Source organism: Flagellimonas halotolerans (assembly GCF_035818535.1).
GTDB classification, from domain to species: domain Bacteria; phylum Bacteroidota; class Bacteroidia; order Flavobacteriales; family Flavobacteriaceae; genus Flagellimonas; species Flagellimonas halotolerans.
The window spans coordinates 18,274-31,656 of the sequence record NZ_JAYKYV010000009.1; the positions used below are offsets into that span (position 1 = coordinate 18,274).

A 13,383-nucleotide genomic window follows, 5' to 3' on the forward strand; every position below is an offset into this window, starting at 1 on the left:
TTATATGGGAATCACTCCGATTAAAACTGAAATCAATGTCATGACCAATGTGGTCAAAAAGGCGTATTTAAAAGTAAACTTTTGATGGTCCGCCAAATCCACTTTTGCCAAACCGATCAATAAAAAGGTTGCGGCCGTTAAGGGGCTTAAGGGGAAGCCCGTGGTCATTTGTCCCATAATTGCCGCCTGCCCCATGGTTGCTGAGGCTATACCAAATTCGTTGCCCGTTTGTGCCAATATGGGCAAAAATCCAAAATAGAACGAATTGGGGTCGAACAAAAAGCTAAGCGGCATACTCAGCACCGCCAGAATAAGCGGTAATCGTTCACCTGCAGCGGTCGGAATAACGTCCACGGCACTTTCGGCCATGTTTGCTATCATGCCCGATTCTTTCATAATGCCTGTAAAAACACCAGCTGCCAACAATATGGAGGCCATTAAAATGGCAGCTCTTGAATGGGAAAAAATCAAATCTTTTTGTTTTTCCAGACTTGGGAAATTCAGCATCAAAACCAAAATTGTCCCGATCATAAAAACGAGGGCGGGAGGAACGGTGCCGGAAATTAAAAATACAAGTGCCAAAATGGTTATTATAATATTGAGCCAAAAGTTTCTGTTTTTGGAAGGCATGGTCGGCACATCTGCCCCCATGGTTTCAATTTCTTCCTTGGCTACCGTGTTTTTTTGAATATTGAGGCGTTTGGATTCTTTCTTGCCCAACCGCCAGGCAATAAAAACAACAAATAAAAGCCCGCAAATCTGTGGTAGCATAATGGGGGAATATATCTCGGCCACACTTAAGTTGAGCGCTGATGCTGCGCGGATGGTGGGGCCGCCCCATGGAAGCATGTTCATGGTGCCCGCTGCCAAGGATACGACGCAAGCCAGTACGCGACGATCCATTTGGAGTTTTTCATAAAGGGGCATTATGGCCGGGATCACGATTAAAAAGGTGGTTGCTCCAGAGCCATCAAAATGTACCGTCATCGCCAACAAGGCGGTGCCAATGGCAATTAATGTCGGGTTGGTACCCACCCATTTTAAAATGGTGTTTATGATGGGATTGAACATTCCCGCATCGGTCAGTATCCCAAAAAATAGGATGGCAAATACGAACATGGCCACAACAGGAGCAATGCTTTTGATTCCGTCCAGCGCAAAATCAAACGTTTCCCAGCCAAAACCAGCTAGTAAGGCGCCTACTACGGGTACCAAAATCAGGGCACCCATGGCACTCATCTTTTTTGTTAGGATAAGTACCAATAAAACAATGATGATAAGCAGACTGGTTAAAAGCAAACGTGGAGGATTTTTTAATTAAGCGTTAGTTTGTTCCCTGATTTACTTGATTGAAATGATAACTCTTTGGTACCTGGTCAAAGCAGGGAAGCCGGTATCCGTACCTTCAACAATGATATGGTATTGTTCCCCGCTTTTTGCGGTTTTTGGAATTTTGACCGATGCCACTTCCGTTTTTATTTCAACGGTCGCGGCCCCATCACCGGCTTCGGCATAGGGCCAAACGTTAAAAAAGACAGGGTGTTCGTCAATATCTTCAGCGGAAAGATTGAGAACAAGCTTTTCTCCTGGTTTTGCATTAATCGAATTCCCTTGCGATACTGAAATCTGTGGAGGATGGTTGGCTTCTTCAAAAGGTTTGATACACCAATCGGCACGGGCGGCAAAATCGAGCTGCATGGGTTTTATCCAACGGGTCTGGGGATAGCTTTTGTCCATTTCTCCTGTTTCAGGATTTAAATCGGCCGCTGCTTCACCATCTTCAAAACGGTATGGATTTTCGGTCGATTGCTCAAAACGACCGCTCCAACCACCTCGGGACGGGTCTTCGTAGTTGTCCAGACCCACATCCACCAAATGTAAAAACGCAGGGGAATCTCCTTCTGAGATGAAATCATACTTGGAAAAATTGCCACGCTCGGTATGTGCAATTTTTGAAATATCCCCTTCAAAATGATTAGGGTCTCCTTCTTGTTTTTGCCCATCCCCATAGGAATAATATTTTGTAAACAACGGACCATGGTTATTGATGATGTTGGGGCCCATAAAACTCCCCTCTAAATAGGGTTGCTGGCTCTTGGGCACCACTTGTTTCCACGGGTAGGCAAAGCACCAAAATTGGTTGGCATTGTAAAAGACCCGTATGTTGGGCCAATTGGGCCCGATGTATTTTTTATAGGTGGCATCTTGGTCCATGATGGTGTAGATGATGGCCTTTTTTGATACTTTTTCCTTGATTGTTTCCCAATCTTTATGGCTGGAATAGTCTTCTTCGATTGATTTTAGGGCACGGGCAATGGTATTGGTTCCGCCCCAGGCCTGAAGAAAAATTTCGCGCGGGTCATCATCCAGTAATTTTTTTGCTATCCATTTCGAACCTTCGGTGCGTTGGTCCATTTCTCCCTCAAAATCTATGTTACCCACTTTTACCAGTGCCAAAAGTTCTTCTGGGGTGGGGTAGTTTTTATCATGAAGCAATAGGTTGGGATGTACTTTGGCATATTCGGCCAGCAGTTCCTGTATCCAAGTGGTTCCAGGCCACCTCAATTCGCTGCGTTCCCCATACATATTTCGGGTCATTTCCATTTCGGAGACCATGGTGGTTCCCTTGCCATCACCTTTCCAATGCCACATGGAACTGGAATAGATCAATCCTTCGGTATCAAATTCGTTGGTGTACATCAAAAAACGGATAAAGGTGTCCACATCGTCTATTTCACCATCGGTAGTAACAATGGTTCGTTTATGCTCTTGTTGCGCCATAACGGAAAAAGACATGAATAGGAGTGGCAATAAAAGGTTGAATTTTGTCATTTTGGTTCTGATGGCCATCAATTTTTATGTTGATAGTGGGTTTGTTTGATCATAAAATGGTTTCCGAGGGATGTTTCCATGGCCCTCGATACTGATGTTTGAGCAATGAAGAGGCTTCCGCATCATCAACAATAATCCTTTTTTGTGGATCATAAACCAATGGGCGTTCCAATCCCATGGCAAGGTTGGCCATAATGCAACTAGCTGTGGAAATATGCCCCTGCTCTACATCGGCAACAGGAAATCCATCACTTTCGATGGCATCCAACAAATCCAACATGTGGCCGCGTGTAGCTGGTGCGGTATGGAGCTCGATATCCTTTTCCTTTAAATCCTCTGGATATTTTTCACGTTCGTAAACCACTTCCTTTTTAATGGTTTTCCCATCGTTGGGAATAAACTCGTATTGGAACACACTTCCCTTAAAGGTTCCTTTTTCGCCATAAATAAAAAATGCCCAAGGGTAATCTGGGTCTGTTGGAGTACCCCAACTACGGTGTTGCCATACGCAATTAAGCTCTTCAAATTCGAAAATGGCGGTTTGTGTATCGGAAATATTGGCTATGGAATCTTTTTGCACGTAAATCCCTCCGGTGGAGCTTACTTTTTTGGGCCATCCGAGACCGAGCATCCACCGAACGGCATCCAGCATGTGAACGCACATATCGCCGACAATACCGTTTCCGTACTCCATGAATGCCCGCCACCTTCTGTGCGGAAGACCCACGTAGGGCCTTAACGGTGCGGGTCCGGACCAAAGGTCGTAATCAAAATGATCGGGGATTTGTTGTACTGGCGGATTGGCATTCCATCGCATGTGATAGTAACAGCACATTTCTACATGGGATATCTTCCCCAATAGTCCGGCATCGATAATATTTTTCTTGCCTTCGATCAAGTGAGGGGTACTTCTGCGTTGGGTGCCCACTTGCACCTTTTTGTCCAGTTTTCGGGCAGTGGCCAAAATGGCTTCGCCTTCCAAAACATCAAGACTGATGGGTTTTTGTAGATAAAGATGAGCCCCGGCTTCCATGGCTTCGATGGCTTGTAGCGCATGCCAATGATCGGGCGAACCTATCAAAACGATATCCAAATCCTTTTCGGCCAGCATTTTGCGGTAATCGCTGTACAATCTTGGCTTTTTATGGGATTTTTGTCGCTGGGACACCAAATGTGCAGCTTCTTCCAGATGCTTCTTGTCCACATCACAGAGTGAGACTACCTCGACATTGGCGACCTGAATCAGTTTGAACAAATCACTTACCCCGTACCAACCACAGCCTATTAGTCCTACATTCCACTTTTTCGAAGAATACATCAATTCCATGCCATAAGCACCAAATGATGATAAGGCCAAGGCAGCAGAGGTGCTGGTCAGAAATTTTCTTCGGTTGATGTAAAAATTTTTAGAATCCATACGTTAAAGGCTCCATTTATTGCCTACTTCGCTTAAAGGTAGGCATCCATTATAGGCACCGGGAATTGGGTCATAGCTCAACACATTCTTACCGATTTCCTCAGAGGTAAAATAGCCCCATAACGCTGTTGATTTTAAGCTTCGATAAAATCCAACAGGTTCTGGGTTACCCACGGTAGTGCCCCAAACCCCGCTACCAAATTGGCCGGAGCTTTCTTCGGCCTTTTCCATAACTTTGATTTGATCGGATTCGGAAAGATTGACAAAACTGTCCCCAAAATCGGAAACACAATCTGCGTTGAACTTTTCTATTTCTTTTCGAACATGGTTTTGGCCATTGACATCATACAGTTGGGCATAGACCTTATCGATAAATATATCGACTTTCACATCCAAAGCTCCAGGTGTTTCGGTGCGCGGTAAGATCATGTCCACTATTTTGGATATGAATGCCGCTTCGTCCGTGGTCAAGAATTGCGGTTGCCAATCAACCCGTGTTTCGTTTTTGCAAGATTGAAGTATGGATAATAATGAAGGGCCCGCAACGGCAGCTGCGGCCATACTTCCCGTGAATTTTAAAGCTTTTCTGCGATCCATAATCAAATGTTCATTTTTTTAAGTTCTTTCACGGCAAAATCGGCAGCCCTCGCAGTAAGTGCCATGTAGGTAAGTGACGGATTCACACAAGAATTGGAGGTCATGCAAGCACCATCGGTCACAAAAACATTTTTCACCGAATGGATTTGATTGGTCCCGTTCAAAACCGATGTTTTTGGATCACGGCCCATGCGTGCGGTCCCCATTTCGTGGACACCGTATCCGGGCTCATGCTCATTATCAAACCCAAGAACGTCTTTGACTCCCGCTTTTTCGAGCATTTCCACGGCATCTTCTTGAATCTGTTTGTTCTGTGCCAGTTCATTTTCCTTGTACTCACAATCTATGGATAGGGTAGGTTGTCCCCATTTATCGGTAACCTCTTTGTTCAGGTACACTTTATTGTCGTGATAAGGCAAACACTCGGCAAAACCTGTAATGAAGAATTCCCAAGGTCCTGGTTTCATGATACTGTCCTTATAATCGCCACCGAATTCCTTACGGTTGGCCGCTTCACTATTTCCCATGCGATACCCACCACCTTGATACCCAAAACCACGCAAAAACTTATCGGTTTTTGAGTTTTCGTCGATGTTCCAATAACGGGGGATATAAATTCCGTTGGGCCTGCGGCCACTGTAGTATTTGTCCTCAAAGCCTTCAACCCTTCCCAATGCACCTACACGGTAGGTGTGGTCCATTAAATTATGGCCCAACTCACCGCTATCGTTGCCCATCCCTTTGGGAAAGCGATTAGAGGTGGAATTCAATAGTATTTGGGTGGTACTCAAGGTAGAGGCGTTGCAGAATACAATTTTGGCCTTGAATTCGATGTCCTCATTGGTCTCGGCATCAATAATGCGAACACCGGATGCTTTGCCTGTTCCTTCATCATACATAATGGACTGCACAATGGAGTAGGGCCTAAAAGTAAGATTCCCGGTTGCATTGGCTGCTGGCAAGGTTACTGCATTACTGCTAAAATAGGCGCCGTACGGGCACCCACGGCTACATCGGTTGCGGTATTGGCATTGCCCACGACCATTAAGTGGTTGGGTCAAATGCGCCACACGGCCTATGATCATGTGTCTTCCGGGGAAGTCCCGTTCTATACGTTTTTTGAGGTGTTTTTCCACGCAGTTCAACTCCATGGGAGGTAGAAAGTGGCTATCGGGAAGCTGGGGCAGCCCAAGGGCTTCGCCACTGATGCCCGCAAACTTCTCCACATAGGTGTACCACGGTTCCAAATCTTTGTAGCGTATGGGCCAATCCACCCCATGACCATCCTTGGCGTTGGCCTCAAAATCCATTTCGCTCCAACGGTAGGTCTGTTTGCCCCACAATAGGGAACGTCCTCCCATTTGGTGACCCCGTATCCATAAAAATGGTTTTTCTTCGGTGTACGGGTTTTCTTCATCGTTGGCAAAAAAATGCTCGGTATCCTGACCAATAAATCCAGAGCGTATGGCCTTGTAATGTTTTTTTTGTTGTTCTGGGGTAAGTCCGCCACGAAGTTCCATATCCCAAGGATCCAGATGGGCCGTGGTGTAATCTTTTGGATGCTCCACTACGGGGCCGCGCTCCAAAACCAAGGTTTTTAGTCCTTTTTCACAAAGTTCTTTGGCGGCCCACCCTCCACTGATCCCAGAGCCGATTACAATGGCATCATAGGTGTGTTTGGGGTCGGCATCTATATTGAAATTTGGCATTGGCGTATTCGGTTTAGGATTTAAAGGTTGGGATTATTTCCTTATTTTTTAAAGTGATTTTGTTATAATTTATGTCTTTTCAACTTTTTCCTTGTCAAAACTATAAAGGTAAGGAGCCTTGTTGGCCGCACCGGTATACAATTTCTCATGTCGTTTTAAAATATCCATACTAAGCATTTTCCGTTGGAAGGTGGTACGTCTAAATTCTTTGTTTAGAATGGTCTCATACACTTTTTGTAATTCCTTCATGGTAAATTTTTCGGGCAAAAGATTTTCTCCGATGGGTTTTTTGCCAAGGTCATTTCTAATGGACTCCAATGCTTTTTCGACAATCTCAGCGTGGTCTATCATTAGAGTTGGTAACTTGTTGATGTCATACCAATTGATGGAATCCGAAAACTTATCCGGGGTAGGTTGCACTTGGTTGTAATTGATCAGGGCGTAATATCCAACAGTGATGAATCTATCAAGGACCCAATGATCCGATGTCAAGGTGTACCCTTTTCCGGCAGCAATCTTTTTAAAGGGATAGGCACTGTCCCTGTTTTTCTTTCCAAAAGTGTGAAACTGTTCCAGATGAATTTTTTCCAGCCCCGTTCTTTCCCGAACCCCTCTTTTAACAGCATCGTATAAATCTTCATTCCGCCGAATAAACCCTCCAGGCAATGCAAATTGGCCGGAATTTTGATATTCCAAGATCAATATTTTCAATTCTTTTCCAGTAAAACCTAGGATTACCGTATCATAGGCAATATTGGTTATATGTTCTGATTCTAATGGTAGCATGTTGTAAACATCGCAAAAATTACATCAAAAAAATATAATTATGAAAAAAAGAAAGTATTATTGTAACGGATTGATACAATAAATAGGGTTGAATTGAGAATATAAAAATATGTTTTGCCCATGTTTCTGTCTTCCGGAACGGTCAAAGGAAAAAACAACGCACTTCCCGTTTAGGTTTATATTGAAAATGGTAATGTAGAAGGGAACTAGGATAGCCATTCAGGAATATTTTGTCAATTCTATTTGGCATGCTAGTCCCAATTGGTGGGAAATCGCACAATTGGCCGAATGCCAAAAACAACTGATGGCAATCCACTTAAAATGGTTATTGCTTAGGAGCTTAAACAGTCGTTCTTAAGTGTGGAGTACAGCCACGGTTTTTTTGGGTGGAAAATGTGTTGATCAATGACAGGTTGAACCATAACAATTAGGTGCTTTTTTGTTGTTTTTTAAACGCAAAAAAAGGAAAGATTATAGTTCATTGAATATCGGTTTGACCGCCATGCACAGTTGGCTGCGGATTTTTCGTAAATATCAAATCGCATTTTATGAGGGAGTTGAATTTTATTTTTGTAATATATAATGTTAAAATATTGCCAATTGTAAAATTTTAACTATTATTGTTCCTGATTGAGACAATATGCACGGTCGAGATCAATCAAAATAACTAAACTAAATAGACTATCTATGAATCAAAACAAAATTCAGATTTTGACAAGATGGGCTGATTCGGTAAAAGCGTTTCAGACATTCTTTTTGTCAATGACAATGATGTTGGTGGGTGGATCTGCATTAGCAGCGGCCCCGGACTTGGGTGAAGCCACTTCACCCCCTTACCAAGTAACCATAACAGGTACAGTTGTGGATAATTTTGGAACCCCTTTACCTGGTACCAACGTTATTGTAAAGGGTACCACTAATGGTACACAGACAGATTTTGATGGTAATTACTCCATTACAGCTGCTTCTGATGCTACCTTGATTTTCTCTTATGTAGGATTTAAAACCACTGAGATTCCAGTAAACGGCAATACTACCATTGATGTTACTATGGAGGAGGATGCCGCCGCATTGGATGAGGTTGTGGTAACTGGGTATGGTACCCAAACAAGAGGGGAATTAACAGGTTCTGTGGGAACAGTGGATGTGGAAGAAGCCACTAAAACACCTGTTGTTAATGCCGCGGAAGCCTTACAAGGGCGTGTTTCCGGTGTTACAATTACCAATAATGGTTCGCCAGGAGCAGCTCCAGTGGTGCGTATTAGGGGATACGGAACGGGTAACAGCAACGATCCCTTATATATTATTGATGGGGTGCAAACAGACGATCCTGGCATCTTAAACTCAATAAACCCTGCCGATATCGAGCAGATGAACGTTCTTAAGGATGGTGCTGCCGCTATTTATGGGGCAAGGGCATCCAATGGTGTTGTGATTGTAACTACCAAAGGTGGCGGTTATAACCTGAACACGGCAAAAGTTTCGGTGGATATGTACACAGGATTCTCTGTGGCAACCAATTTACCGGATATGTTGAACACTCAGCAACATGGGGAAATGCTTTGGCAAAGTATCCTAAATGATGGTGGAACACCTTCGCACCCGCAATATGGTGATGGTCCAAGTCCAGTAGTTCCTTCTACGATTCAAGGGGTTCCTGTTACTATGAATGTTAAGCCTGGAGGTACTGACTGGGTGGAGGAAATCTACAGAAGTGCCATTACCCAGAATGCTTCCATTACTTTGGAAAATGGTAACGAACAGTCTAAATTCCTTTTCTCTGCATCATATTTGAACCGTCAAGGTGTTCAAATCCATACTGGTTTTAAAAGAGGAAATGTACGATTGAACTCCGAGTTTAAGATCGGGGATAGAATACGGATCGGACAGCACGCCAATATTTCTTTTGATAGAAGAAGCGGAGGACAATCTTGGTTCAATTTTGCACAAAGGATGTCTCCTTTGGTTCCTGTTTATGATACGGATGGCAATTTTGGCGGTAACTACAGTAACGATACGGGCCTATCCAACCCTAATAACCCTGTTGCGGAAGCTACGCGCCAAAAGGATAATTTTGCCAAGACCTTTAGGGTGTTCGGAGATGTTTATGCCACATTGGACATTATTGACGGACTACAGTTCAAAACTTCCTTTGGTGGTTCTATCAGAGCCTACAACGATAGACGTTTTAGGCCGTTGATCCCAGAATCTTCCGAGCCTATCGCTACAAATACATTGACGGAGGCCGATCAGGATAATTATGAGTGGGTTTGGACAAATACTTTGAACTACAACAAATCTTTTGGCGATCACAGTATAAATGCTTTGATCGGTATTGAAGCTTTGGATAACCACGGAAAAGGAAAAGAAATTTCCAGAACGGATTATTTCTTCGAAACACCGGACTACTATTTGTTGAGCAATGGAGCTGGTGCGCCTAACGTAGCTTATGCTTACGATAACGCTAACTCACTTTTCTCTTTGTTCGGGACTGTGAATTACGATTACGATGGTCGTTATTTATTGACGGCAACGGTACGTCGTGATGAATCCTCTAGATTTGTCGGGGACAACAAGAGCGATATATTTCCTTCGTTCAGTGCAGGATGGGTAGTGAGTAACGAATCTTTCTGGCCGTTAGATTCCTTTGTGAGTCGATTGAAACTTAAAGGTTCTTGGGGGCAATTGGGTAACCAAACACTTCCGGTCAATAACCCAACAACCAATATTTCAGCCTTGAGTGAGCAATATGCGAATTATGTTTTTGCAGGTAGCGGAGGGTTTGCACAAGGAGCTATACTATCAGCAGCAGGTAACCCTAATTTGAGATGGGAAACCAGTGAAACCACCAACTTTGGTGTGGAGCTTGGTCTCTTTGATAACAGATTGAGCCTTTCTGCGGAATATTTTAATATTAAAACCAAGGATTTGATCAATCAGGATGAGCAATTGTTCAGTTCAACAGCTATTGATGCCGCTCCACCTTATGTAAACTTGGGTTCTATAAAGAACACAGGTGTGGATGCAACCTTAAGCTATTCTGATCAAACCGATTCTGGATTTAGCTACGGAATTGACCTTAATTTCTCGCATTACAAAAACGAGGTGGTTGATTTGATCAGTGCTTTCCAAACTGGTTTTGGAGGTTTTAGAACTACGGGAACTGTTACTAGAACCCAAGAAGGACAGCCAATCTCATCTTTCTATGGTAGAGTGGTCGAAGGTATTTTTGCTTCGGAATCCGAAGTGTCCTCAGCGGCAGATCAAGGATTTGCGACTCCTGCAGATGGTGTAGGAAGATTTAAGTATGCAGATTTGAACGATGATGGCGTAATCAATGATGACGATAGGACCTTTATCGGTTCTCCTCACCCTGATTTCACTTATGGTGTCAACTTGAGAGCTGCCTATAAAGGTTTTGATGTGTCAGCTTTCTTCCAAGGATCGCAAGGGAACGAAATATTCAACAACGATAAAGTGTATACAGACTTCCCAACCTTCTTTAATGCCAACAGAAGTGTAAGGGTGCTGGATTCATGGACTCCTGATAATTTGGATGCCGAATTGCCGGCGTTGAGCCAGAGTATATCAAACAATGAAGGTACGGCAAGTTCATTCTTCGTAGAGGATGGTTCCTATATGCGATTGAAAAACCTTCAAATTGGTTACACCTTTAATGAAGAGGTTTCTAGTTATTTGGGAATGGACAGTGTTCGTTTCTACCTTCAAGGAACCAATTTGTTGACTATAACCGATTATGATGGAGTAGACCCAGAATTGCAACCCAGATTTAATGGCGGTGCCGTAGATAACCTTACTATAGGGGTTGCGGACAACAATTACCCATTAGCTGCAATCTATTCCTTCGGAGTTAATCTAAAATTTTAAAAAAATGAGAAAGAAGATATTATTTTCAACAATATTTGCAGGTCTGTTGCTATGGGCCTGTAGCGAAGATTTCACGGAAAAGCCCGCTACTGGGGCACTTTCGGATGAAGCCTTACAAAATGCTTTAGGGGTAGACCTAAAGTTGACCGCGGCCTATTCCGCAATGGACGGTGAACGAATAAATAGACAAGGAGAAGCTGTTGCCGCTGGTGGTGATAATTGGTGGACTGATGTGGTCTCCGATGATGCCCACAGGGGTAGTACCGATGGGGACAATACGGCCCTGTTCCAGGTGGAAACCTTGGACTGGCAGACTGGTAATAACTGGTTCTTGGCAAGATGGAGTGCACTTTATGGCGGGGTAAACCGTGCAAACGCCGTTTTGGATTTGATCAATCAGATTGAGGAAGGTGATTTCACCCAACAAGAGGGGGAAGCATATTTTCTAAGGGGTTATTACAATTTTGACCTGCAGAAGTTTTACGGGTACCCTTCTTTCATTTCTGTGGAGAACTTGGTTAACACAGAGTTTAACCAACCCAACCCAGGTCCTATTTGGGCAGAGATCGAAGCTGATTTTCAAGCAGCCATTGATAGACTAGGGGATGATATTATTGTTGGTAGAGCCAATGCTTGGGTAGCAAAAGCCTTTTTGGGCAAAGTGTATTTGTACCAAGGAAAATACGAGCAAGCCTTGCCATTGTTCAATGATGTAATCAACAACGGACCATATTCTTTGAACGAGCAATATGTGGACAATTTCAACCTTGCCGGTGAAAACGGACCGGAATCTATGTTTGCCATTCAGTTTGCAGCGGACGACGGTCGTTCTTTTAATGGTAATGGTGCCGGTACGTTGAACTTCCCCGGAGGAGGACCTTTGGAAACCTGTTGTGGTTTTTATCAGCCAACACAAGATTTGGCAAATGCCTTTCAAACAGACGGTTCCGGATTGCCATTATTGGATTCCTATGCCGCTACCGATGTAGCCAATGATTACGGAATCAACAGTGACGAGCCTTTTACGCCCCACACAGGGCCACTAGATCCACGAATTGATTTTACGATTGGTCGAAGAGGTATTGATTACAATGGATTCGGTGTACACCCAGGTAAAGAGTGGATAAGGGCGACCTTTGGTGATATATCAGGACCCTATTTGCCCAAAAAGAATATGTATCAAGCCGATGAAGTGGATGCCCAACGCGGTACAGGTGGTTGGGGATCGGACTGGTCAGGTATCAACTACAACGTGATGCGTTTCGCCGATGTGTTGTTGATGGCAGCTGAAGCAGCTGTTGAGCAGGCCAACCCAAATTTGCCTTTGGCTTTGGAATATGTTAACCGAGTACGTAACAGGGCAAAAAATATGACCCCGGTGCAAACAGTCGATGGTACAGGAGATGCTGCCAATTATCAAATTGAACCATATGCATCCTTTGGAAGTCAAGACTTTGCTAGAAAAGCAATCCGTTTTGAGCGTCGTTTGGAATTTGGTATGGAAGGACACAGATTGTTCGATTTGAGAAGATGGGGCAATGCGATGGAAACGATAAATACGTATATCCAAAACGAAGGAGAAGATTTCGATCAAGCGGGTTACGGTACTAAATTTGGTACATATCAACCAAAACATGATTTATTCCCTATTCCTATTAACGCCATTGACCAAAGTGGTGGTGTGTTGGAACAGAGTCCGCTGTGGAAATAATAAAAGTAGTCTGAGTTAGTTTAATTTAATTCGAGTTAGTAAATAGGTTGCCAATATATATTGGCAACCTATTTTAATTATAGACAAGTCCTGTTAATTAAAAATTAATCATTATTAATTGAACATTAACCATGGATGGTTCAAATACAGTACCCGAATTTGTATTTTTACCCCTTGTACATTTAATAACAACGAAAGTCAGTTCGAGTGTTTTTCAAAGGAAAAACACCTGTCTACCTGTGGTAGACAATCTTTCTTCAATTTGATTTCAGAAGATTGCTCAAATTGATGAATTTCAATCAAAAGGCACAAGGAGCATATTTTTAGTGTGAGGTGAGCCCATCAGCTAAAAAATTAATCCAATTGATTTCTTTTTGATGAACACTGGTTTTTCAGTATTCAAACATTGGTGTAACATCAAAATTTTGGTTAACCCGTAAAAT

Annotated in this window: 8 protein-coding genes; 2 read left to right on the forward strand and 6 right to left on the reverse strand. The window is 43.3% G+C overall.

What is annotated here, in order from left to right; all coding sequences use genetic code 11:
- The 6 genes from VM932_RS11520 to VM932_RS11545 form a co-directional block, all read right to left on the reverse strand.
- Window positions 1-1,299, reverse strand: coding sequence for a CitMHS family transporter (locus VM932_RS11520; protein WP_326278934.1), 1,299 nt, complete (start codon window positions 1,297-1,299; stop codon window positions 1-3).
- A gap of 42 nt (window positions 1,300-1,341) precedes the next feature.
- Window positions 1,342-2,850 (reverse strand): nucleoside hydrolase-like domain-containing protein, encoded by a 1,509-nt coding sequence (locus VM932_RS11525; RefSeq protein ID WP_326278935.1) that lies wholly within the window; start codon window positions 2,848-2,850, stop codon window positions 1,342-1,344.
- A 31-nt stretch (window positions 2,851-2,881) separates the two neighbouring features.
- A complete protein-coding gene (locus tag VM932_RS11530) occupies window positions 2,882-4,249 on the reverse strand; it encodes a Gfo/Idh/MocA family protein (RefSeq protein WP_326278936.1) in 1,368 nt (455 codons plus the stop codon).
- Window positions 4,250-4,252: 3 nt separating this feature from the next.
- Window positions 4,253-4,846, reverse strand: a complete 594-nt coding sequence (locus VM932_RS11535; RefSeq protein ID WP_326278937.1) for a gluconate 2-dehydrogenase subunit 3 family protein — start codon at window positions 4,844-4,846, stop codon at window positions 4,253-4,255.
- A 2-nt stretch (window positions 4,847-4,848) separates the two neighbouring features.
- Entirely contained in the window at window positions 4,849-6,555 is a 1,707-nt protein-coding gene (locus tag VM932_RS11540) for a GMC family oxidoreductase (protein WP_326278938.1), read from the reverse strand.
- Between the two features lie 69 nt (window positions 6,556-6,624).
- Entirely contained in the window at window positions 6,625-7,341 is a 717-nt protein-coding gene (locus VM932_RS11545; protein ID WP_326278939.1) for an NUDIX hydrolase, read from the reverse strand.
- A 687-nt stretch (window positions 7,342-8,028) separates the two neighbouring features.
- Here VM932_RS11545 and VM932_RS11550 point away from each other — a divergent pair.
- A complete protein-coding gene (locus VM932_RS11550) occupies window positions 8,029-11,229 on the forward strand; it encodes a SusC/RagA family TonB-linked outer membrane protein (protein WP_326278940.1) in 3,201 nt (1,066 codons plus the stop codon).
- Window positions 11,230-11,233: 4 nt separating this feature from the next.
- Window positions 11,234-12,940, forward strand: a complete 1,707-nt coding sequence (locus tag VM932_RS11555) for a RagB/SusD family nutrient uptake outer membrane protein (protein WP_326278941.1) — start codon at window positions 11,234-11,236, stop codon at window positions 12,938-12,940.
- The last annotated feature ends 443 nt before the right edge of the window (window positions 12,941-13,383 follow it).

What these genes read in the sequence shown, in the direction of transcription:
- VM932_RS11525 (WP_326278935.1), bottom strand. Translation starts at nt 2,850, where the DNA reads ATGGCCATCAGAACCAAAATGACAAAATTCAACCTTTTATTGCCACTC.
- VM932_RS11530 (WP_326278936.1), bottom strand. Translation starts at nt 4,249, where the DNA reads ATGGATTCTAAAAATTTTTACATCAACCGAAGAAAATTTCTGACCAGC.
- VM932_RS11535 (WP_326278937.1), bottom strand. Translation starts at nt 4,846, where the DNA reads ATGGATCGCAGAAAAGCTTTAAAATTCACGGGAAGTATGGCCGCAGCT.
- VM932_RS11540 (WP_326278938.1), bottom strand. Translation starts at nt 6,555, where the DNA reads ATGCCAAATTTCAATATAGATGCCGACCCCAAACACACCTATGATGCC.
- VM932_RS11545 (WP_326278939.1), bottom strand. Translation starts at nt 7,341, where the DNA reads ATGCTACCATTAGAATCAGAACATATAACCAATATTGCCTATGATACG.
- VM932_RS11550 (WP_326278940.1), top strand. Translation starts at nt 8,029, where the DNA reads ATGAATCAAAACAAAATTCAGATTTTGACAAGATGGGCTGATTCGGTA.
- VM932_RS11555 (WP_326278941.1), top strand. Translation starts at nt 11,234, where the DNA reads ATGAGAAAGAAGATATTATTTTCAACAATATTTGCAGGTCTGTTGCTA.